Annotated in this window: 17 protein-coding genes; 6 read left to right on the top strand and 11 right to left on the bottom strand. The window is 66.2% G+C overall.

Annotated features, from left to right (window positions below; genetic code table 11):
- Positions 1-19 precede the first annotated feature (19 nt).
- The 5 genes from ugpQ to ugpB are packed head-to-tail and all read right to left on the bottom strand — an operon-like array spanning position 20 to position 4,896.
- Positions 20-754, bottom strand: a complete 735-nt coding sequence (gene ugpQ, locus KF892_21600; protein MBX3627619.1) for a glycerophosphodiester phosphodiesterase — start codon at positions 752-754, stop codon at positions 20-22.
- Positions 751-1,818 carry a sn-glycerol-3-phosphate import ATP-binding protein UgpC gene (locus tag KF892_21605; protein ID MBX3627620.1) on the bottom strand — a complete coding sequence of 356 codons (1,068 nt, stop codon included), beginning with the start codon at positions 1,816-1,818 and terminating at the stop codon, positions 751-753. Before KF892_21605 ends, ugpQ begins: the two co-directional genes overlap by 4 nt.
- Positions 1,819-1,835: 17 nt before the next feature.
- Positions 1,836-2,687 carry a sn-glycerol-3-phosphate ABC transporter permease UgpE gene (ugpE, locus tag KF892_21610; GenBank protein ID MBX3627621.1) on the bottom strand — a complete coding sequence of 284 codons (852 nt, stop codon included), beginning with the start codon at positions 2,685-2,687 and terminating at the stop codon, positions 1,836-1,838.
- Between the two features lies 1 nt (position 2,688).
- Entirely contained in the window at positions 2,689-3,576 is an 888-nt protein-coding gene (gene ugpA, locus KF892_21615; GenBank protein MBX3627622.1) for a sn-glycerol-3-phosphate ABC transporter permease UgpA, read from the bottom strand.
- A 6-nt stretch (positions 3,577-3,582) separates the two neighbouring features.
- Positions 3,583-4,896, bottom strand: coding sequence for a sn-glycerol-3-phosphate ABC transporter substrate-binding protein UgpB (ugpB, locus tag KF892_21620; protein MBX3627623.1), 1,314 nt, complete (start codon positions 4,894-4,896; stop codon positions 3,583-3,585).
- A 211-nt stretch (positions 4,897-5,107) separates the two neighbouring features.
- Between ugpB and KF892_21625 the strand changes: the two genes are divergently transcribed.
- Positions 5,108-9,007, top strand: a complete 3,900-nt coding sequence (locus tag KF892_21625) for an FAD/FMN-binding oxidoreductase (protein ID MBX3627624.1) — start codon at positions 5,108-5,110, stop codon at positions 9,005-9,007.
- Here the strand turns inward: KF892_21625 and KF892_21630 are convergent, their stop codons facing one another.
- Both KF892_21630 and KF892_21635 read right to left on the bottom strand, forming a co-directional pair.
- A complete protein-coding gene (locus tag KF892_21630) occupies positions 9,008-9,988 on the bottom strand; it encodes a tripartite tricarboxylate transporter substrate binding protein (GenBank protein ID MBX3627625.1) in 981 nt (326 codons plus the stop codon).
- 61 nt (positions 9,989-10,049) lie between these two features.
- Complete coding sequence (locus KF892_21635) at positions 10,050-10,859, bottom strand: FkbM family methyltransferase (protein ID MBX3627626.1); 810 nt, start codon at positions 10,857-10,859, stop codon at positions 10,050-10,052.
- Between the two features lie 125 nt (positions 10,860-10,984).
- On the opposite strand from KF892_21635, the gene KF892_21640 reads away from it, so the two are divergent.
- Positions 10,985-11,455: an HIT family protein gene (locus KF892_21640; protein ID MBX3627627.1), complete on the top strand. Its 471-nt coding sequence runs from the start codon at positions 10,985-10,987 to the stop codon at positions 11,453-11,455.
- On the opposite strand, the gene KF892_21645 is transcribed toward KF892_21640, so the two are convergent.
- Complete coding sequence (locus tag KF892_21645) at positions 11,456-12,637, bottom strand: beta-lactamase family protein (protein ID MBX3627628.1); 1,182 nt, start codon at positions 12,635-12,637, stop codon at positions 11,456-11,458.
- Positions 12,638-12,741: 104 nt separating this feature from the next.
- Here KF892_21645 and KF892_21650 point away from each other — a divergent pair, with 104 nt between their 5' ends.
- Together KF892_21650 and ubiE are read left to right on the top strand one after the other, a co-directional pair.
- Positions 12,742-13,143, top strand: coding sequence for a DUF971 domain-containing protein (locus KF892_21650; protein ID MBX3627629.1), 402 nt, complete (start codon positions 12,742-12,744; stop codon positions 13,141-13,143).
- A 13-nt stretch (positions 13,144-13,156) separates the two neighbouring features.
- Positions 13,157-13,888 (top strand): bifunctional demethylmenaquinone methyltransferase/2-methoxy-6-polyprenyl-1,4-benzoquinol methylase UbiE, encoded by a 732-nt coding sequence (gene ubiE, locus KF892_21655; GenBank protein MBX3627630.1) that lies wholly within the window; start codon positions 13,157-13,159, stop codon positions 13,886-13,888.
- A gap of 6 nt (positions 13,889-13,894) precedes the next feature.
- On the opposite strand, the gene KF892_21660 is transcribed toward ubiE, so the two are convergent.
- Complete coding sequence (locus KF892_21660; protein MBX3627631.1) at positions 13,895-15,241, bottom strand: UDP-glucose/GDP-mannose dehydrogenase family protein; 1,347 nt, start codon at positions 15,239-15,241, stop codon at positions 13,895-13,897.
- A gap of 235 nt (positions 15,242-15,476) precedes the next feature.
- On the opposite strand from KF892_21660, the gene KF892_21665 reads away from it, so the two are divergent.
- A complete protein-coding gene (locus KF892_21665; GenBank protein MBX3627632.1) occupies positions 15,477-16,406 on the top strand; it encodes a glycosyltransferase family 2 protein in 930 nt (309 codons plus the stop codon).
- A gap of 680 nt (positions 16,407-17,086) precedes the next feature.
- The gene (locus tag KF892_21670; GenBank protein ID MBX3627633.1) at positions 17,087-18,127 is read left to right on the top strand and encodes a right-handed parallel beta-helix repeat-containing protein; all 1,041 of its coding nucleotides are present in this window, start codon (positions 17,087-17,089) and stop codon (positions 18,125-18,127) included.
- A gap of 62 nt (positions 18,128-18,189) precedes the next feature.
- On the opposite strand, the gene KF892_21675 is transcribed toward KF892_21670, so the two are convergent.
- The gene (locus KF892_21675; protein MBX3627634.1) at positions 18,190-19,341 is read right to left on the bottom strand and encodes a glycosyltransferase family 4 protein; all 1,152 of its coding nucleotides are present in this window, start codon (positions 19,339-19,341) and stop codon (positions 18,190-18,192) included.
- Positions 19,342-19,391: 50 nt separating this feature from the next.
- The gene (locus KF892_21680) at positions 19,392-20,495 is read right to left on the bottom strand and encodes a hypothetical protein (protein MBX3627635.1); all 1,104 of its coding nucleotides are present in this window, start codon (positions 20,493-20,495) and stop codon (positions 19,392-19,394) included.

Genomic DNA, 20,495 nt, shown 5'->3' on the forward strand with positions numbered 1-20,495 from the left:
TCGAGCCGGCCCGCCGATTCTAGAAAGGCGGGAAGCGGTCCACCGCGTCGGTGATCAGCCCGTCGATGCTGGCGTCGAGCAGGCGCTGCGCGTCTTCCGTTTCGTTGACGGTGTAGCTCAGCACCCGCAGCCCTCGGCCATGCGCCTGGGCGATCGACTGGGCATCGAGCACGCGGTGGTTGGCCACGATGGCCACGCAGTCGAGCGCCAGCGCTTCGGTGAGCCAGCCGTCGCGCAGGCTGTCGAGCAGCAGCGCGCGCGGCAGCTCGGGGCGTACCGCGCGTGCGGCGGCGAGGGCGTCTGGCTGGAAGGAACTGAGCAGAGGCTTCACCGCTTCGTCGGCCCACAGCGTGGCGGCACGCTCGGCCACCACCCGCCCCGTGGCTTCGTTGTGGCCCGGGGTCGGCTTGATCTCGATGTTGAGCGCAAAGCGGTTGCGGATGCAGTAGGTGGCAATGGCGTCGAGCGTGGGCAAGGGCTCGCCGGCGTAGGCGCGGCTGTGCCAGCCGCCGGCGTCGAGTTGAGAGAGCGCAGACCAGCTGCGATCGGCGGCCACGCCTTCTTCCGGGGTGGTGCGCTGCAGGGTCGCGTCATGCAGCAGGAAGGGCACGCCGTCGGCGGACAGCTTCACATCGCATTCGAAGGCGCGGTAGCCGTGCGAGGCGCCGAGCCGGAAGGCGGCCAGCGTGTTCTCAGGCGCGAGCTTGCCCGCGCCGCGGTGGGCGATCCACTTCGGATAAGGCCAGACGTTCATGCTGCGTCCACCCGCCGCTGCGTGGCCGGGTCGAACCAGTGCAGCTGCGAGGCCGGCACGTGCAGCGGCACGGTGCTGCCCGTCTCAGGCGCCGCCGCCGTGCCCTCCAGCCGCAGCGTGAACGGGTGGTGCCCCAGCAGGCCGTGCACCAGCCGCTCGGCACCGAGCATCTCGACCAGCTCTACCTTGAGCGGCCAGCCGCTCGTGGCCGCGCTCGCGTGTTCGGGGCGCAGGCCAAGGATGAGTTCGCCCTGGCGCGGCGCGGGGGCCGGCAGTGGCAGGCTCAGCCCGTCGAGCAGGAAGCTCTGGCCTTCCACCCGGCCGGGGATGAGGTTCATCGGCGGCGAGCCGATGAAGCCCGCAACGAACGTGGTGGCCGGTCGGGCATACACCTCTTCCGGCGTGCCGAACTGCTCCATGCGGCCGGCGTTCATCACCATCATGCGCTGGGCAAGCGTCATCGCCTCGACCTGATCGTGCGTGACGAAGAGCGAGGTCACGCCCAGGTCGGCGTGCAGCTTACGGATCTCGATGCGCGTCTGCGAGCGCAGCTTCGCGTCGAGGTTGGAGAGCGGCTCGTCGAAGAGAAACACCTGCGGCTGGCGCACGATGGCACGGCCCATCGCCACCCGCTGGCGCTGGCCGCCCGACAGCTCGCGCGGCTTGCGGGCGAGGAAGGGCGCCAGTTGCAGGATGGCGGCGGCCTTGTCGACACGCTGCTTGATCTCGTCCTTCGGCACCTTGGCGATCTTCAGGCCATAGGCCATGTTCTCGAACACGGTCATGTGCGGGTAGAGCGCGTAGTTCTGGAACACCATCGCGATGTCGCGCTCCGAGGGCTCGACGTCGTTGACGACACGCCCGCCGATGGCGATCTCGCCGCCGGAGATCTCTTCCAGACCCGCGACCATGCGCAGCAGCGTGCTCTTGCCGCAGCCCGACGGGCCCACGATGACCACGAACTCGCCATCGGCGATCTCGGCGTCGACGCCGTGGATGACGGGGTTGGCCTTCGGCCCCTTGCCGTATTGCTTGATGACCTTGCGGAGTGAGATGGCGCCCATGTTTTGTTTCTCGGTCGCTATTTTTCGGTATCCACCAGGCCCTTGACGAACCAGCGCTGCATGAGCAGCACCACCGCCGCGGGCGGCAGCATGGCGAGCACGGCGGTGGCCATCACGATGTTCCAGTCGGTGGCGGCGTCACCGCCGCTGATCATGCGTTTGATGCCAATCACCACCGGGTACATGCTTTCGTCGGTGGTCACGAGCAAGGGCCAGAGGTATTGGTTCCAGCCGTAGATGAACTGGATGACGAAGAGCGCCGCGCAGCTGGTGGCCGACAAGGGCACCAGCACGTCGAGGAAGAAGCGCATCGGGCCGGCGCCGTCGATGCGGGCGGCTTCGGCGAGTTCATCGGGCACGGTGAGGAAGAACTGGCGGAAGAGGAAGGTGGCGGTGGCCGAGGCGATCAGCGGCACCGTGAGGCCGGCGTAGCTGTTGAGCAGGCCGAAGTCGGACACCACCTGGTAGGTGGGCCCGATGCGCACTTCCACCGGCAGCATCAGCGTGACGAAGATGCCCCAGAACACAGCCATGCGGAACGGGAAGCGGAAGTACACGATGGCAAAGGCCGACAGCAGCGAGATCGCGATCTTGCCGAAGGCGATCACGAGCGCCGTGACGAGGCTGATGAACATCATGCGGCCAACCGGCGCATTGGAAGCCGCGCCCATGCCCGTGCCCTTGAGCGCGGCGATGTAGTTCTCGACGAGGTGCGAGCCGGGCACGAGCGACATCGGCGCCTGCAGGATCTCGTCGGCGGTTTGCGTCGACGCCACGAAGGTCACGTAGAGCGGGAAGGCGACGATGAGCACGCCGAGGACGAGCACGACGTGGGCGAGGATGCCGAGGGTGGGGCGGCGTTCGACCATCTCAGTAGCTCACCTTCTTTTCAACAAACCGGAACTGGATGACGGTGAGCGCGATGACGATCCCCATCAGCACCACCGACTGCGCCGCCGAGCCGCCGAGGTCGAGCGCCTTGAAGCCGTCGTAGTAGACCTTGTAGACGAGGATGGCGGTGTCTTTCCCCGGGCCGCCCTGCGTGGCGGCGTCGACGATGGCGAAGGTGTCGAAGAAGGCATACACCACGTTGATCACGAAGAGGAAGAAGGTGGTGGGCGAGAGCAGCGGAAACTGGATGGTCCAGAACCGGCGCCACGGGCGCGCCCCGTCGATGGCCGCCGCTTCGATCAGCGAGCGCGGAATGCTCTGCAGGCCCGCGAGGAAGAAGAGGAAGTTGTACGAGATCTGCTTCCACACCGCGGCCAGCACGATGAGCGTCATCGCATGTTCGCTGTTGAGCAGGTGGTTCCAGTCGATGCCGAAGGCGCGCAGCGCATACGACACGATGCCGATCGAGGGCGCGAACATGAAGAGCCACAGCACCCCGGCCACTGCCGGCGCCACGGCATAGGGCCAGATGAGCAGCGTGCGGTAGACCAGCGCGCCGCGCACCACGCGGTCGGCAAACACCGCGAGCAGCAGCGAGAGGCCGAGGCCCAGCCCGGCCACCAGCACCGAGAAGATCGCCGTGGTCTTGAAGCTCGCGACGTAGGTGTCGTCGGCGAAGAGGCGGGCGAAGTTTTCCAGCCCCACCCACTCGGTGGAGGTGCCGAAGGCGTCGGACTGCTGGAACGACTGCAGCAGCGCCTGCGCCGCCGGCCAGAAGAAGAACGCACCGATCACGGCCGCCTGGGGTGCGACCAGCACCCAAGGCAGCCAGGCGGAGCGGAAGACGACTCGCTTTTCGGAGGCCACGGGGGCTTATTTGTTGGACTTCTCGAAGCGCTCCAGCAGCTCGTTGCCTCGCTTCACTGCACTGTCCAGGGCCTCCTTCGCGCCCTTCTTGCCGGCCCACACCTGCTCGAGCTCTTCATCCACGATGGCGCGGATCTGCAGCATGTTGCCAAGGCGCACGCCGCGCGACTTGTCGGTCGTCTTGCGGATCATCTGGTTCACCGCGGTGTCGGTGCCGGGGTTCTGCTTGTAGAAGCCCGACTTCTCGGTGACCTGGAAGGCGGCCATCGTGACCGGCAGGTAGCCCGTGCGCTGGTGGCTCTTGGCCTGGACTTCGGGGTCGCTCAGGTAGTTGAAGAAGGCGGCCACGCCCTTGTATTCGGCCGGCTTCTTGCCTGCCATCACCCACAGCGAAGCGCCGCCGATCACGGTGTTCTGCGGCGTGCCGGGCACGTCGGGGTAGTAGGGCAGGGGAGCGATGCCGAAGTCGAACTTGGCGTTCTTCTTGATGCTCGCATAGGTGGACGACGAGGCCGTGGCCATCGCGCACTCACCCGAGTAGAAGGGCGCGTCGGGCAGGTTTCCGCGGCCGCGGTAGACGAAGAGCCCCTGCTTGGCCATGTTGGCCAGGTTCTCGATGTGGCGCACGTGCAGCGGGCTGTTGAACTGCAGGCGGGCGCTGTTGCCGCCGAAGCCGTTGTTCTGGCTGGCGAAGAGCGTGTTGTGCCAGGTCGAGAAGCTTTCGAGCTGCGTCCAGCCCTGCCAGCTGGTGGTGAAGGGGCAGGTGATGCCCGAGGCCTTGAGCTTGGCCGCGGCGGACACGAGCTCGGGCCAGGTGGCGGGCGGCTTGTTGGGGTCGAGGCCGGCCTTGCGGAAGGCGTCCTTGTTGTAGTTGAGGACGGTGGTGGAGCTGTTGAGCGGGTAGCTCAGCATCTGGCCATTCGGTGCGGTGTAGTAACCGACCACGGCCGAGATGTAGCCCTTGGGGTCGAACTTGTAGCCGGCGTCGGCCAGCACCTTGCCGGCCGGCACGATGGCGCCCTTGCTCGACATCATGGTGGCGGTGCCCACCTCGAACACCTGCGCGATGTGCGGTGCGTTGCCGGCGCGGTAGGCGGCGATGGCCGCGGTCATGGATTCTTCGTACTGCCCCTTATAGGTGGGGACGACCTTGTAGTCCTTCTGGCTGGCGTTGAAGCCGTTGGCCAGGTCGACCACCCAGTCGTTGAGGCCGCCGGTCATGGAGTGCCACCACTGGATCTCGACCTGGGCCTGGGCGGGTGCGGCCAGGGCGATGGCGAGTGCGGGGGCGGCGAGGGCAAAGCGGACGATTTTTTTCATGGGGTCTCCGGGGATGGGTCAGGTCTGGCTTTTGGCCAGCCCGACAGTGTGAGTCGAGCTCGTGACAGGCGTGTTTATGTCGTGCGCGGGCAGGCCGATCAACGGGGATAACCCGCCGACAGGGCCATGGGGTGAGCGCCCCGGGCGCCCGGGAGGTGGGCGGTATCATTCGCGTCCAAGTGCTAGCAGGCGAGAGGGTCGCCTGAAGTCCATGAACGCACCCATTCCGCTCGACCAGATTGCCGCGGCCCATGCCGCGCCCCACGCGCCGCGCCTGCGCGAAATTCCCTACAACTACACCTCCTTCTCAGACCGCGAGATCGTCATCCGGCTGCTGGGCTCGCGGGCCTGGGAGCTTTTGAACAAGCTTCGCGACGAGCGCCAGACCGGCCGCTCGGCCCGCATGCTGTACGAGGTGCTGGGCGACATCTGGGTGGTGCAGCGCAACCCGTATCTTCAAGACGACCTGCTGGACAACCCGCGCCGCCGCAAGCAGCTGATCGATGCACTGAACCACCGCCTGGGCGAGGTGCAGGCGCGCCGCAAGCCCGAGGGGCATGACGACAGCGCGGGCTCGCGCGACGCCTCGGTCGGCGAGCTGCTGACGCTGGCGCACGCGGCGGTGAAGTCGTTTGCCGATCTCTTCGACAAGACCGCCGAGCTGCGCCGCCGAGCGACCAAGGTGCTGGGCCGCCACACGGCGAAAGACAACATCAAGTTCGACGGCCTGTCGCGTGTGTCGCACGTGACCGATGCGACCGACTGGCGCGTGGAATACCCCTTCGTCGTGCTCACGCCTGACAGCGAGGCCGAGATGGCGGCGCTGGTGAAGGATTGCATCGAGCTCGGCCTCACCATCATCCCGCGTGGGGGTGGCACCGGCTACACCGGCGGCGCCGTGCCGCTGACCTGGAACAGCGCGGTCATCAACACCGAGAAGCTCGAGGCGATGACCGAGGTCGAAATGGTCAAGCTGCCCGGTCTCGACCGCGAGGTGGCGACCATCTGGACCGAAGCCGGCGTGGTCACGCAGCGCGTGGCCGATGCGGCCGAGCGTGGCGGCCATGTGTTCGCCGTGGACCCGACGTCTGCCGAAGCCTCGTGCATCGGCGGCAACATCGCGATGAACGCCGGCGGCAAGAAGGCCGTGCTGTGGGGCACCGCGCTCGACAACCTCGCCTCCTGGCGCATGGTCACGCCTGACGCGAAGTGGCTGGAGGTGGTGCGCCTGGACCACAACCTCGGCAAGATCCACGACGTCGAGTTCGCGACCTTCGAGCTGCGCTACTTCGATGCCAGCGGCAAGACGCTGGAGCGCACCGAGACGCTCAAGATCCCCGGCCGCACCTTCCGCAAGGAAGGCCTCGGCAAGGACGTCACCGACAAGTTCCTCGCCGGCCTGCCCGGCATCCAGAAGGAAGGCTGCGACGGCCTCATCACCAGCGCCCGCTGGGTGGTGCACAAGATGCCGGCACACACGCGCACGGTGTGCCTGGAGTTCTTCGGCAACGCGCACGATGCGGTGCCTTCGATCGTCGAGATCAAGGACTTCATGTTCGCCGAGCAGAAGAAGCCCGGCGGCGCGATCCTCGCCGGCCTGGAGCACCTGGATGACCGCTACCTCAAGGCCGTGGGTTATGCGACCAAGAGCAAGCGCGGCGGCCTGCCGAAGATGGTGCTGATCGGCGACATCGCCGGCGACGACCCCGATGCAGTGGCCCGCGCCACCAGCGAGGTGGTGCGCATGGCCAACGGCCGCGCCGGCGAAGGCTTTGTGGCGGTGAGCGCCGATGCGCGCAAGAAGTTCTGGCTCGACCGCAAGCGCACCGCGGCCATCAGCCGCCACACCAACGCCTTCAAGGTCAACGAAGACGTGGTGATCCCGCTGCCGCGCATGGGCGAGTACACCAACGGCATCGAGCGCATCAACATCGAGCTCTCCTTGCGCAACAAGCTGGCGCTGGTCGATGCGCTGGAAGCCTTCTTCCAGCGTGGCAACCTGCCCTTGGGCAAGAGCGACGACGCAGGCGAGATCGCAAGCGCCGAGCTGCTCGAAGACCGCGTGCAGCAGGCCCTCTCGCTGCTGCGCGAGGTGCGCGAGTTGTGGAGCCATTGGCTGCACCACCTCGACGACACGCACCCCCAAAGCGGCCGCACGTTCTTCGCCGACCTTCAGGACCATTCGCTGCGCGCATCGTGGAAGACGCAGATCCGCGCCAAGCTGCAGGCCATCTTCGCCGGCTCGGCCTTGAAGCCCATCGTCGACGAAGCCCAGCGCATCCACAAGGAGGTGCTGCGCGGACGTGTGTGGGTGGCGTTGCACATGCATGCCGGCGACGGCAACGTGCACACCAACATCCCGGTGAACAGCGACAACTACGAGATGCTGCAAACGGCGCACGAAGCCGTGGCGCGCATCATGAAGCTCGCACGTTCATTGAACGGCGTGATCTCGGGCGAGCACGGCATCGGCATCACGAAGCTCGAGTTCCTCACTGACGAGGAGATCGCCGACTTCACCGCCTACAAGCAGCGTGTGGACCCCGAAGGGCGCTTCAACAAGGGCAAGCTCTTGCGAGACCCGGCGCTGAAGGCCGACCTGACCAACGCCTACACGCCAAGCTTCGGCCTGATGGGGCACGAGTCGCTGATCATGCAGCAGAGCGACATCGGCGACATCGCAGCCTCGATGAAGGACTGCCTGCGCTGCGGCAAGTGCAAGCCGGTGTGCGCCACGCACGTGCCGCGCGCCAACCTGCTCTACAGCCCGCGCAACAAGATCCTCGCGACCTCGTTGTTGGTCGAAGCCTTCCTCTACGAAGAGCAGACGCGCCGCGGCGTGAGCATCAAGCACTGGGCCGAGTTCGAAGACGTGGCCGACCACTGCACCGTCTGCCACAAGTGCCTGACGCCGTGCCCGGTCAACATCGACTTCGGCGACGTGTCGATGAACATGCGCAACCTGCTGCGCAAGATGGGCAAGAAGAGCTTCCGCCCGGGCAACAAGATGGCGATGCTGATGCTCAACGCCACCAACCCCGAGACGATCAAGCTCCTGCGCGCCGGCATGGTCGACGTGGGCTTCAAGGCCCAGCGTGCCGCCAACAACCTGCTGCGCGGCCTCGCGAAGAAGCAGACGGCTGCGCCGAAGTCGACGGTGGGCACCGCGCCGATCAAGGAGCAGGTGATCCACTTCATCAACAAGAAGCTGCCGGGCGGGCTGCCGAAGAAGACGGCGCGTGCGCTGCTCGACATCGAGGACAAGAACTACGTCCCGATCATCCGCGACCCGAAGAAGACGAGCGCCGACACCGAGGCGGTCTTCTACTTCCCGGGCTGCGGCTCTGAGCGACTCTTCTCGCAGGTCGGCCTCGCCACGCAGGCGATGCTCTGGCACGCCGGCGTGCAGACGGTGCTGCCGCCGGGATACCTCTGCTGTGGCTACCCGCAGCGCGGCTCGGGCCAGTTCGACAAGGCCGAGAAGATGATCACCGACAACCGGGTGCTCTTCCACCGTGTGGCCAACACGCTCAACTACCTCGACATCAAGACCGTGGTGGTGAGCTGCGGCACCTGCTACGACCAGCTGCAGGGCTACCAGTTCGACAAGATCTTCCCCGGCAGCCGCATCATCGACATCCACGAGTACCTGCTGGAGAAGGGCATCACGCTGCAGGGCGGTGGCGGCTATCTCTACCACGACCCCTGCCACAGCCCGATGAAGCTGCAGGATCCGATGAAGACGGTGAAGGCGCTTGTCGGCGACAACGTGCTGAAGAACGAGCGCTGTTGCGGCGAGAGCGGCACGCTGGGCGTGACGCGGCCCGACATCTCGACCCAGGTGCGCTTCCGCAAGGAAGAAGAGCTGCGCAAGGGCGAGGCCGCGCTGCGGGCGACGGGTGCGGTGGCCGAGAAGGCCGACGTGAAGATCCTCACCTCGTGCCCGAGCTGCCTGCAGGGCCTGAGCCGCTACGGCAACGACCTTCAGAACGGCCTGCTGGAGGCCGACTACATCGTCGTCGAGATGGCCAACCAGATCCTCGGGCCCGACTGGATGCCCGAGTACGTGGAACGCGCCAACGACGGCGGCATCGAGCGGGTGCTGGTCTAGTTACTCGGCTGAGAGGCCGCGCTCCTTGATGAGCGCGTGCCAGAAGGCGGTCTCCTTCTGCAGGAAGCTCGCGAGCGCGGGCCCGTCGGACGGTGTCACTTCCAGGCCGAAGTCTTCGAGCTTGGCCTTCACCTCCGGCGTGGCGATTGCCTTGTTCATCTCGGCCGTGAGGCGCGTGGTGATCTCGGCCGGCGTGCCCTTGGGCACGAAGAGGCCTTGCCAGGCGGTGACCTCGAAGTCCTTCACGCCGAGCTCGTCGAGGGTGGGCACGTCGGGCAGCGAAGGGATGCGCTTCTTCGACATCACCGCCAGCGCCTTGACTTTGCCGCTGCGAATCTGTGGCAGGCCGGCGGCGGTGTCGAGCACCATCATCGGCACCTGGCCGGAGATCACGTCTTGTACCGCGAGCGCCGTGCCGCGGTAGGGCACGTGCACGACGAAGCTCTTGGTGCGGTCTTTCAGCAGCTCCATCGCCAGGTGGTGAGGGCTGCCGATGCCGGGCGAGGCGTAGCTGTACTTGCCGGGGTTTTTCTTCAGCTCATCGAGCAGCTGCCGGCCGCTCGTGAAGCCGGCCCCGGGGTTGACGGCGAGGATCAGCGGGAAGCGCGCCATGAAGCCCACGGGGGCCAGGTCCTTCGGGTCGTAGGGCAGCTTCTTGTACATCGCGCTGTGGAACACCATCGCGCCGTTGTCGCCGGTGACGATCGTGTAGCCATCGGGTGCGGATTTGGCCGCGTTGTCGGTGCCGATGATGCCGGCCGCACCCGGGCGGTTGTCGATCACGATGGTCTGGCCGAGTTGCTTGCCGAGTTGAGGTGCGAGCTGGCGCGCCAGGAAGTCGGAACCACCGCCGGCCGGGTAGGCCACGACCCAGCGCACGGGTTTGCTGGGCCAGGTGTCGGCAAAGGCGAGGCCAGGGGCGGCGAGAGCGCCTGCAAGGGCGAGGCCGAGCAGGCGTCGGTTCAGGAGGGGTGCGGTCATGGGATGCGCTCGAGGGAGATGGAGTGGGCCATCTTATCGAGCGCCTGCGCCGCAAGGGGCCTCAGCCGTGCTTGGCGTGCGTGTCGTACCAGCTCACCTTGTCGACCAGGCGGCGCAGGACGGGCACGTTCTTCAGCAGGCGACGCAGCAGCGTGTTGTCGCCCAGCGTCTTGTAGAGGATGAAGATCGGAATGTAGGCGCGGATCGCCTGCTGACGGGTCAGCCACGGGCCTTCGAGATCTTCGCCGAAGGGGCCGGTGGTGCCGCCGACGAACTTGTGATGGACCATGCTGCCGTCGCGCGCCTTGTACTGGCCGTCACGGTGCAGGCGCTGGTCGACCACCTTGAAGCGGCGGTACCCGAGGCGCTCGAAGGTGTCGAACTCGTCCATCAGGCCGCGCCACGAGGTCTTGTTCGATTCGACCGAGATGTAGGCCGGGCGGCAGCTCATGCCCTCGAGCCCGTGCACGCAGAGCATGTCGGCGCCTTCGACGTCGATCTTCAGGTAGTGCGGGCAGCCATGCTGCTCGATCACCTTGGAGAAACGGATGCTCTCGACCTTGATCTCTTCCGAGTCGGCGCCCATGCCCTGGTTGCGCTTGGCCCACTCGGGGTCGGCGGTGCCCCAGACCGAAAGCTTCTTGTTGACCCAGAAGCTGATCGTGCCGGGCGTCTCGCTGATGGCCTTGTCGACGACGGCGAAGGTGCCGCGTTCGATTTCCTGGCGGTAGCGGCTCTTCAACTCGGAGGCCAGCTCGGGGTTGGCTTCGATGCCCACCACGCGGTAGCCCAGCTTCAGGTAGAACTCGGTGTCTTCTCCCCGGTGGGTGCCGACGTCGAAGATCAAGTCGTGTGAAATTGCGGTACTCAAGGAATCCCTCCAGTGCGGCCGATTCATGTCGTGCTTCTTCTGATCGCATCGCGGCCGGCTTGCGTGCGGTCGCGTCGACTGTCATGCCGTTTTGGCCGCCTGACAATCCCCTCAACAATGTGCCCATGACCCACGTTTTCCAGCCCCTTCCCGATGCACCACCCGCGTGCGAGCTTTGTCATAACGCCGGGGGTCGACTGCTTTGGCAGCACGGCGACTGGCGTGTCATCCGAGTGGACGACGAGGCCTTCCCGGCCTTCTACCGGGTGATCTACCGGCGGCACGTGGGCGAGTTTTCGCAACTGCCGGGGCCGGAGCGGCAGCGTTGCATGCAGCTGGTGGCGGCGGTCGAAGAGGTGCTGCTGGGCCGGCTGCGGCCGACCAAGGTCAACCTGGCGGCCTTCGGGAACATGGTCCCGCACCTGCACTGGCACGTGGTGGCCCGCTTCGACTGGGACAGCCACTTCCCCCAGCCGATCTGGGGCGCCAAGCAGCGTGAGGTCACGCCGCCGGCGGTGGCCCGGCTGGCGGTGACGCTCCAGGCCTTGGACGAAGCGGTGGTGGCGGCACTGGATGGGGCGGCGGGCGCCGCCTGATCAGTGCCCGAGCGCTGCGTAGGCGAGGCGCTTGAACTCGAACGAGAAGGGGTGCCAGAAGCCTTGCTGGCGCTGCGTCATCGCCAGGCCTGCGATGTTGTGGCGCGGGTTGATCCACCAGTGCGTGCCACCGATGCCGCCCCATTCGAACTCGCCCAGGCCGCCGGATGGGTCGTAGGCGCTCGGCTTGACGGTGATGGCACCCCCGAGGCCGAAAACCTTGCCCGGCACCGGGCCGACGGTCGGGAAGCGGATCGACACGCCTTCGGGCAGCTGGTTGCTCATCATCAGCGCGAGCGTCTCGGGCTTGAGCAGGGCCTTGCCGCCGGGCATGAGGCTGCGCATCAGCGCGACCATGTCGGGCAGGGTGGTCACCAGGCCGCCGCCGCCGGACTGGCTGGGCACGGGCACCGTGAAGGCCTTGGGATAGGGCCAGTCGTCGGCGCGGGTGAGGCCCGGGGCCATCGGGTTGGTGGGTGCCGCACCCGCATACATGGCCGCCAGCCGCGGTAGGTCATGTGCGGGCACGACGAATTTCGTGTCGACCATGCCCAGCGGTTCGAGGATGTGGGCCTGGAGGTAGTCACCAAACCGCTGCCGGCTCACCACCTCGACGAGCCGGGCCAGCACGTCGCTCGCCACCGAGTATTCCCAACGCGTGCCGGGCTGGCTCGACAGCGGCAGGCCCGACAGGGCTTCCATCATGTGCGAGAGGCTCAGGAGCGGCGACAGCACCTGCCGTTCGGCGTAGGCCTTGTAGAGCAGCGTGCCGGGGTCGAGCAGGCCGTAGCTCAGGCCGGAGCTGTGGCTCATCAGCTGGCGGATGGTGATGGGGCGTGTGGCCGGCTCGGTGTCGGCGAGCGAGGTGGCGCCCTCGCGCAGCACCTGGCGGTTGCCCAGCGCGGGGATGAAACGCTCGATCGGGTCGTCGAGCTGGAACTTGCCCGCTTCATGCAGCTGCAGCGCGGCGATCGTGGCGATGAGCTTGGTGTTGGAGAACGCGCGGAAGATGGTGTCGTCGCGCATCGGCACGCCGTTTTCCTTGTCGGCCAGGCCCACGTGGTGCACGTCGAGCAGGTCTTGGCCGCGCAGCACGGCGCACGAGACGCCGGCCAGCAGGTTGCCGTCGACATAGCGTTTCATGGCAGCGTGAATGGGTTGGAAATCGGTGGCGGCGGTCATGGCGGGTCCTGCGGATGAACATGAAATATAAGGTGCACACCTTATAGCACATGCGAGAGGTGCGCTGGTCTACACTGCCCCTCCTACCACCCGTTCACGTGCCCATGCCTGCCCCTCAGCCGACCTCGATCACCGTGCACCAGCAGTCGCGCGTGCTGGAGGTGGGTTTTGCCGATGGGCAGCAGTTCCGCATCCCGTTCGAGCTGATGCGGGTGTATTCGCCTTCGGCCGAGGTCAAGGGCCATGGCCCGGGGCAGGAGACGCTGCAGACCGGCAAGCGCCTGGTGGGGCTGGTGTCGCTGGAGCCGGTGGGCAACTACGCCGTGCAGCCCACGTTTTCAGACGGCCACAACACCGGCATCTTTTCGTGGGAGTACCTGTACTTCCTCGGCTCGCAAGAGACACAGCTCTGGCGCGACTATGAAGAGCGCCTGCGCCAGGCCGGCGCCAGCCGCGATGACGCCATGCCGGCGCCTCCGGCCCCCGGTTGCGGCCATCACCATTGATTGGAGTTCGACCATGAGCAGCACGCATTTCGGCTACCAGACCGTCGACGAGGCCGAGAAAGCCGGCAAGGTGCGCGGTGTGTTCGACTCGGTGGCGTCGCGCTACGACGTGATGAACGACATGATGTCGCTCGGCCTGCACCGCGCCTGGAAGGCGTACACGGTGGCCGTGGCGGCGCTGCGCGAAGGCGACAAGGTGCTCGACATCGCCGGCGGCACGGGTGATCTGGCGAAGGCCTTCGCCAAGAAGGTGGGCGAGCGCGGCACCGTGGTGCACACCGACATCAACGAAGCCATGCTGCGCCAGGGGCGTGACCGCCTGCTCGACAAGGGCCTGGCGCTGCCGACGTCGATCTGCGATGCCGAGTCATTGCCGTTTGCCACCGGCAGCTTCGATCTCGTGAGCGTCGCCTTCGGTTTGCGCAACATGACCCACAAGGACCGGGCGCTCGCCGAGATGTGCCGTGTGTTGCGGCCCGGTGGCCGCCTGCTGGTGCTCGAGTTCTCGAAGGTCGCCGAGCCACTGCAAAAGCCCTACGACTGGTACTCGTTCAAGGTGCTGCCGATGCTCGGCAAGTTGATCGCGGGAGATGCCGACAGCTACCGCTACCTGGCCGAGTCGATCCGCATGCACCCGGGCCAACAGGAATTGAAGGCCATGATGAAGACGGCCGGTTTCGGCCACGTCGACGTGCACAACCTCAGCGCCGGGGTGGTGGCGCTGCACGTCGGCATCAAGTGCTGACGAGGTTTACGCGCCCGGCTTGAGCTGGGCAGTGCCGCGGCCGATGCCCTGGTAGTCGAAGCCCAGGTCGCGCATCAGCGCTGGCTCGTAGAGGTTGCGGCCGTCGAAGATGATGGGCTGCTTGAGCAGGCGCTTGATCTGGTCGAAATCGGGGCTCTTGAACTCGCGCCATTCGGTGAGGATCAAGAGCGCATCGGCGCCTTCGAGCGTGGCGGCCACGTTGTCGACGATCTGCAGCGACTTCACATGGTTCAGCACACGCTCAGCTTCGTGGGCCGCGACCGGGTCGTAGGCCACGATGGTGGCGCCGCGCTCGGCCAGGGCCTGGATCACGTCGCGGCTCGGGGCGTCGCGCATGTCGTCGGTGTTGGGTTTGAAGGCCAGGCCCCACATCGCGAAGCGGCGGCCGGTGAGGTCGCTGCCGAAGCGGGCGACGACCTTGTCGACGAGCACCGTCTTCTGGTGCTGGTTGGCACGGTCGACGGCGTTGAGCACCTTCAGGTCGATGCCGTATTCCTTGCCCGTGCGCATGAGAGCGTTCACGTCCTTCGGGAAGCAGGAGCCGCCGTAGCCGGTACCGGCGTAGAGGAACTGGTAGCCGATGCGTGGGTCGCTGCCGATGCCCTTGCGCACGAGCTCGATGTCGGCGCCGACCTTCTCGGCCAGGAGCGCCAGCTCGTTCATGAAGCTGATGCGCGTGGCGAGCATCGAGTTGGCGGCGTACTTGGTGAATTCGGCGCTGCGCACGTCCATCACCAGCAGGCGCTCGTGGCTGCGGATGTAGGGAGCGTACAGGGCACGCATCAGCAGGATGGAGCGCTCGTCGTCGGCGCCCACCACGATGCGGTCGGGGCGCATGAAGTCTTCGACGGCTGCGCCTTCCTTCAGGAATTCGGGGTTGGAGACGACGGCGAAGTCGACCTGCTTGTCGCGCTTGGCCAGCTCTTCGGCAATGACGGCGCGCACCTTGTCGGCCGTGCCGACGGGCACCGTGCTCTTGTCGACCACGACCTTGTAGTCGGTCATGTAGCGGCCGATGTTGCGCGCTGCGGCCAGCACGTATTGCAGGTCGGCCGAGCCGTCTTCATCGGGCGGCGTGCCCACGCCGATGAACTGCAGCGTGCCGTGGTTGACGGCGAGTTGCACGTCGGTCGTGAACTGCAGGCGGCCTGCGTTGACGTTGCGTTGAACGACCTCTTTCAGGCCCGGCTCGTAGATCGGGATGCCGCCATCGTTGAGCACCTGGATCTTCTTCGCGTCGACGTCGAGGCACACCACGTGGTTGCCCATTTCCGACAAGCAGGCGCCCGTGACGAGACCCACATAGCCCGTCCCGATGATCGTTACTTTCACTCGTTCTACTCCGCTGGTGTTGGGGTGCGATTGTCGTGCGCGAAGTCACTGTTTCTCGCGGGTTGTAGGTGCGTGGACCGCCCGAGTTGCGGGGGTGTCGCACAGCCTGCGCTGTCTACAATTTCGAGGCACTGACTGTCGCAGGCGATGCGGCATGTTGCCAGCAAGCCCTTGCTGTGACTTCCCCCTGTGTACAGGGGGATCGAAGTGCACATGATCACCCTTGAAAGCCGCCATGCGTGAGAAGCCCGCCAAGTACGTGTTGATTTCGCCGTGTCGCAATGAAGCCGACTACATGCGGCAGACGCTCGACACGGTGGTCGCGCAGTCGCTGCGTCCGACCAAGTGGGTGATCGTCGACGATGGCTCGACCGACGAGACGCCGGAGATCCTGAAGGAGTACGCGAGCAAGCACGAGTGGATCGAGATCGTGACGCGTGCCGACCGCGGCCATCGTGCGGTCGGTCCCGGCGTGGTCGATGCGTTCTACAGCGGCTACGCGGCCATCATTCCCGACGACTACGACTTCGTCTGCAAGCTCGACCTTGACCTGCGCCTGCCGCCGCGCTACTTCGAGATCCTCGTGGACCGCATGGCCGCCAATCCGCGCCTGGGCACCTGCAGCGGCAAGGCCTACCTCGAAGACAACGGCCAGCTCATCAGCGAGCGCCACGGTGACGAAAACTCGCTGGGCATGACCAAGTTCTACCGGGTCTCGTGCTTCAAGGACATCGGCGGCTTCGTGCGCGAAGTCGGCTGGGACGGCATCGACGGCCACAAGTGCCGCATGAAAGGCTGGACGGCCATCAGCTGGGACGAGCCCGAGCTGCGTTTCGTGCACCTGCGCACCATGGGCGCCAGCCACAAGGGCATCTACACCGGCCGCTACCGCCAGGGCTACGGCCAGTACTACATGGGCACCGGGCTGCTCTTCCTCACGGCCAGCGTGGTGTCGCGCCTGAACCAGAAGCCCTACGTGCTGGGCCAGCTGACCATCCTCTGGGGCTGGATCTACAGCTTCCTGCAAGGCAAGCCCCGCTACCAGGACCCGGAGTTCCGGGTTTTCCTGCGGGCGTATCAGCGCCGTGCTTTGCTCGTGGGCAAGAAGCGAGCGGCCGAAGAATGCGCGCAGACGCCGATGCCTGGGAGAGCCTCTCTCTCGTAGCGCCGCACTAACCCGCGATGTGAGGGCCGGCTATCGGCCGCGCGCGGGGCCGCTTGAGGCTGTTTACCTCTTGCGACAATTGCGCCGCGTGGGCAGCACTGTCCGCCCGAATAATGTCAGCCCATCAGCCTAGGGCTGGCGACCTCTCTGAGAGTCATGACCAAACTGGTCAAGATTCGAGGCTGAAACCGCCGGCATGCAATCTGCAACGTCGTCCGACATCGAGACGGCTGCGAGAAACACAGAATATGACTGCACGCAAAACGGCGCTCAAGACGACCACGCTCTGGTTCTCGGTTGCTGCTCTGGCCTCGCTGGCTGGCTGTGGTGCCGGTGGTGATGTCAACGAGACGAGTGGGACCCCGATTCCCCCGGTGACGTCGCCGACGCCGCCTGCGCCAGCCCCGGCGCCTGCTCCCAGCCCAGCACCGGCGCCTGCGCCTGCGCCGAGTCCATCCCCTGCGCCGAGCCCGGCTCCGAGTCCTGCGCCCGCACCAAGCCCGGCACCCGCCCCGAGTCCTGCACCGGCCCCGAGCCCCGCTCCGGCTCCGGCTCCGGCCCCTGGCGCAGCGCCGACCTACTATTTCTCCGACTGCCAGGCCGGCGCTGCCGCAGGCTGCGTCCCGGGCAGCAACAGCAACCCCGGCACCCAGGCTGCTCCGAAGCAGAACCTGTCGGGCATGAACGTCAACGCGCTGCCGGCCGGTACCCGCCTTCTGTTCAACCGCGGCGGGGCCTGGGCGAATTTCTCCGTGATGCTGGAGAACCCCAACACCACGGCAGCTTCCCCGCTGACCTTCGACGCCTACGGCACGGGTGCTGCGCCTTTGATGCGCATCGCTGCGAACAACATGTTCAACCTCGGTGGTGGTTGGGGCAACACCAGCAATGACGGCGGCTACGTGATCCGCAACCTCAAGCTCGACGGCATGGGCACCGCCGAATGGGGCTTCTGGTTCATCCAGACCGTGCGCGACGTGACGATCGAAAACACCGAGATCACCGGCTTCCGCATCGGCATCAATTCGAACGACACTGACAACCACACGGTCACCGGCATCACGCTGCGCAACAACAACGTTCATCGCAACCGCGCGATGGGCATGCTCGGCCACTACAGCAACATCCTGATCGAAGGCAACACCTTCGAGGCCAACAACTTCAGCGGCAGCACCTTCGACCACGGCACCTACATCGGTGGCGGCAACAACATCACGGTGCGCAACAACCGCTACATCCGCAACTCGACGGTCGGCGGCGTCTGCCTCGGCGGCAACATGACCTTCCACGGCCAGATCGACGGCCTGCTGATTGAAGGCAACACCATCGAGCAGGATGATTCGGCGCCCAGCTGCTGGCTCATGTCCATCACCCAGGGCTACGCAACGCCCGAGTGGTTCCGCAACGTGATCGTGCGCAACAACACGCTCGTGAACGGTGGCAATGGCATCACGGCTCAGTCGGCGCCGGGCATCGTGGTCGAAGACAACGTCTCGATCAACACCCGCGTGGCCTCGCTGAACAGCTTCATGATCGGCGGCGGCAGCTACTCGAATGGCGACGTGAACGATTCGAACGCGGTCGTGCGCAACAACACCGTGTGCCGCGTGCTCAGCACGGCCGGCGGCTACATCGCCAGCGTCAACTCACCGGGTTCCACGGTGAGCAACAACGTGGCGGTGACCGGCACGGCGGCGACCACCGGGGTTTGCGCCCGCTGATCAATTCTCGGAAAGTGAAAAACGGCCGGAGCGATCCGGCCGTTTTCGTTCGTGCGCAGGTTTCAGCGAGGCCGCATCCAGACCGCTTCGCGCCCTTGCAGCGCGTCGGGCATCGTGGCCGCCAGCAGGCGGTCGACGCAGTGGGGCCAGTCGAGGACGTCGCGCACGCGTTTGACGGCGTTCTGGCCCATGTCCATCAGGTGCTTCGGGTCACGCAGCGCTTCGACGATGGCTTCGGCCAGGCCGTCGACGTCGTGCCGATCGCTCAGCACGCCCGTCACGTTGTGGTCGACGATGTCGGGCAAGGCCCAGTTGCTCCAGTTGGCCGTGGGCAGGCCGTGGGCAGCCGCTTCGACGTACACCAGCCCCCATGACTCGCAGATGCTGGGCATGCAGAAGAGAGAGGCCGTGGCGTACAGCTCGTGCAGCTTCTCGTCGCTGGCGTGTCCGAACTGCTCGACACCGGGTTCGTTGAGGGGCGGTGCTCCAGCGCTCACCACCGTCAACGTGGCATCGGGCAGCTCGCGGCGGACCTTGCGGAACGCCTCGATCAACACCGGCCCACCCTTGCGTTCCCAGGCCCGCCCGCAAAACAGGATCTGGCGCTTCTTGTAGCGCTCGAGGTCTGCCGGCACCGGGCGATCCCAGCGGCGGATGGGGCCGCCCCCCAGCGCGAAGACCTTGCTCTTCGGGATGCCGTACTGCGCGTGCATGGTGTCGGCCACGAAGCTGCCGAACGACACGATGGCGTCGGCATCGCGGTTGGCCTGGATGATCTCGGCACGGCTGGCGTCGATCTGCTCCTGGCTGCGCGAGCCCCAGCCGAAGCCGCCGGCACGCACCGCGTCGTCGACCGTCATGTCCTGGAACAGCACGCGCTTGATCGGCAGCGAACGGTCGATCTTCGGAATGGCGTAGTGGTACATCACCCAGCTGCCCTCGGGCAGCTTGCGCAGCAGCGGCGCGAGCAGCGGGCTTCGCTCGTCGGTGGCGAGCGAGTCGTCGGTTGGCTGATGCGGGCGGCCCATCTTGCGTTGCAGGCGGCGAATGAAATGCCGCGTGGCACTGCGGCCATGCAGTTCCTTGAGGTCGGTGTCGAAGCGGCTCAGCGCGCCGTACAGCCGGCCGTGTTGCTTCAGCCCGTCGATCAGCGCGATCGTGGTGCCGGAGTTGGTCCAGCGGTCCCACGGGTCGCCGGGTGCGATGTAGAGCATTTGGGGCGCGGATGTCGGCATGGTGATGTGAGGCGCGTAGGGGCTGGCGATCAGGGGGCAGTGCGGCTGCGGATCTTCTGCAGCAGGGCCTTGGCCAGCTTCTGGTTCGAGGCCGGCACGTAGTGTCCGTCAGGGAGGAAGTTGGTCGGGTCGTTGGCGGAGAACAGCGTGTGGGTGCTGATGTAGTCGATCTTCGCCGCATCGAGCGCCGGTCCGATTGCCCGGTAAAGGTGGTCGGACTGGCCACGCGTGTGCAGCAGCAGCACGACCAGGCGCTCGCCGCGTTCTTGTGTGCGGCGCGACAGGTCGGCCAGCATTGCCTTCAGCACCTGCACCTCTTCCGCCTTCGGGTTGAAGCCTGCGTGCGAGTCGTACACCCCTTCGTCATAGGCTTCATGGTGGGCGACCCAGCCGCGGCGCACGAGGCGCACGATCGCCGAGCGGTCGAGCGGCGACTTGTCGAAGACGAACCAGTCGTAGCCGCGATCACTGGCCGCCAACTGCGCCTTGAACCGGCTCCACTCCGGCTTTCCAAAGGCCTGGCGGAACTGCGCTTCGCTGCGGATCAGGGGCTCGTCCTCGGTCAACCGATCGCCCACCAGGTGGTAGCGCGGGAAGGTGAACGGAGCGGGGCTCTCGAATTGCCAGAGCAAGCCTGACATCGAACCCATGTCGGGCACGCTCGACGAGAGCACGCCGAACACCACCACGTCGGCCTTGCGGAACGGCGTGTCGGCCTTGTAGCCTGCATACGAATGATTGGGCGGGGCGCCCGGGCCGCCGAAGCCGCGCAAGGTGATCTTGCCGTCGAGCGCCACGGCGGCGTTGGCCGCCTGCATCGAGAACGACTGGCCATACACCGCCACCGTCAGGTCGGTGCCTTCCTTGCGCTCGGACGAGACCGATTTCAGGAGCTCGGGGTCGATCCAGCCGGCGCTCAGGAGCGAGCCCTTCTTCCGCTCCTCGGTCAGGGCCTGCGCCAGCTTGCCTTCCACCGAGCGGCCATATTCGAAGTAGCGGCCGAGCGTGGTGTCCTTGGCGGCACGCGAGCCGAAGGCGAGGTTGACGGCGACGTCTGCCAGCACCAGCCACACGACGACCCACAGCACGATCCTGGCACTGCGCCCCAGCAGAATGGTCTTCAGAAGGCCCAT

The organism is Rhizobacter sp. (assembly GCA_019635355.1).
Lineage (GTDB): Bacteria > Pseudomonadota > Gammaproteobacteria > Burkholderiales > Burkholderiaceae_C > Rhizobacter.

What these genes read in the sequence shown, in the direction of transcription:
- KF892_21640 (MBX3627627.1), top strand. Translation starts at nt 10,985, where the DNA reads ATGACCCACGTTTTCCAGCCCCTTCCCGATGCACCACCCGCGTGCGAG.
- ubiE (MBX3627630.1), top strand. Translation starts at nt 13,157, where the DNA reads ATGAGCAGCACGCATTTCGGCTACCAGACCGTCGACGAGGCCGAGAAA.
- KF892_21625 (MBX3627624.1), top strand. Translation starts at nt 5,108, where the DNA reads ATGAACGCACCCATTCCGCTCGACCAGATTGCCGCGGCCCATGCCGCG.
- KF892_21680 (MBX3627635.1), bottom strand. Translation starts at nt 20,495, where the DNA reads ATGGGCCTTCTGAAGACCATTCTGCTGGGGCGCAGTGCCAGGATCGTG.
- KF892_21605 (MBX3627620.1), bottom strand. Translation starts at nt 1,818, where the DNA reads ATGGGCGCCATCTCACTCCGCAAGGTCATCAAGCAATACGGCAAGGGG.
- KF892_21670 (MBX3627633.1), top strand. Translation starts at nt 17,087, where the DNA reads ATGAACGTCAACGCGCTGCCGGCCGGTACCCGCCTTCTGTTCAACCGC.
- KF892_21650 (MBX3627629.1), top strand. Translation starts at nt 12,742, where the DNA reads ATGCCTGCCCCTCAGCCGACCTCGATCACCGTGCACCAGCAGTCGCGC.
- KF892_21675 (MBX3627634.1), bottom strand. Translation starts at nt 19,341, where the DNA reads ATGCTCTACATCGCACCCGGCGACCCGTGGGACCGCTGGACCAACTCC.
- ugpQ (MBX3627619.1), bottom strand. Translation starts at nt 754, where the DNA reads ATGAACGTCTGGCCTTATCCGAAGTGGATCGCCCACCGCGGCGCGGGC.
- KF892_21645 (MBX3627628.1), bottom strand. Translation starts at nt 12,637, where the DNA reads ATGACCGCCGCCACCGATTTCCAACCCATTCACGCTGCCATGAAACGC.
- ugpE (MBX3627621.1), bottom strand. Translation starts at nt 2,687, where the DNA reads ATGGTCGAACGCCGCCCCACCCTCGGCATCCTCGCCCACGTCGTGCTC.
- KF892_21665 (MBX3627632.1), top strand. Translation starts at nt 15,477, where the DNA reads ATGCGTGAGAAGCCCGCCAAGTACGTGTTGATTTCGCCGTGTCGCAAT.
- ugpB (MBX3627623.1), bottom strand. Translation starts at nt 4,896, where the DNA reads ATGAAAAAAATCGTCCGCTTTGCCCTCGCCGCCCCCGCACTCGCCATC.
- KF892_21630 (MBX3627625.1), bottom strand. Translation starts at nt 9,988, where the DNA reads ATGACCGCACCCCTCCTGAACCGACGCCTGCTCGGCCTCGCCCTTGCA.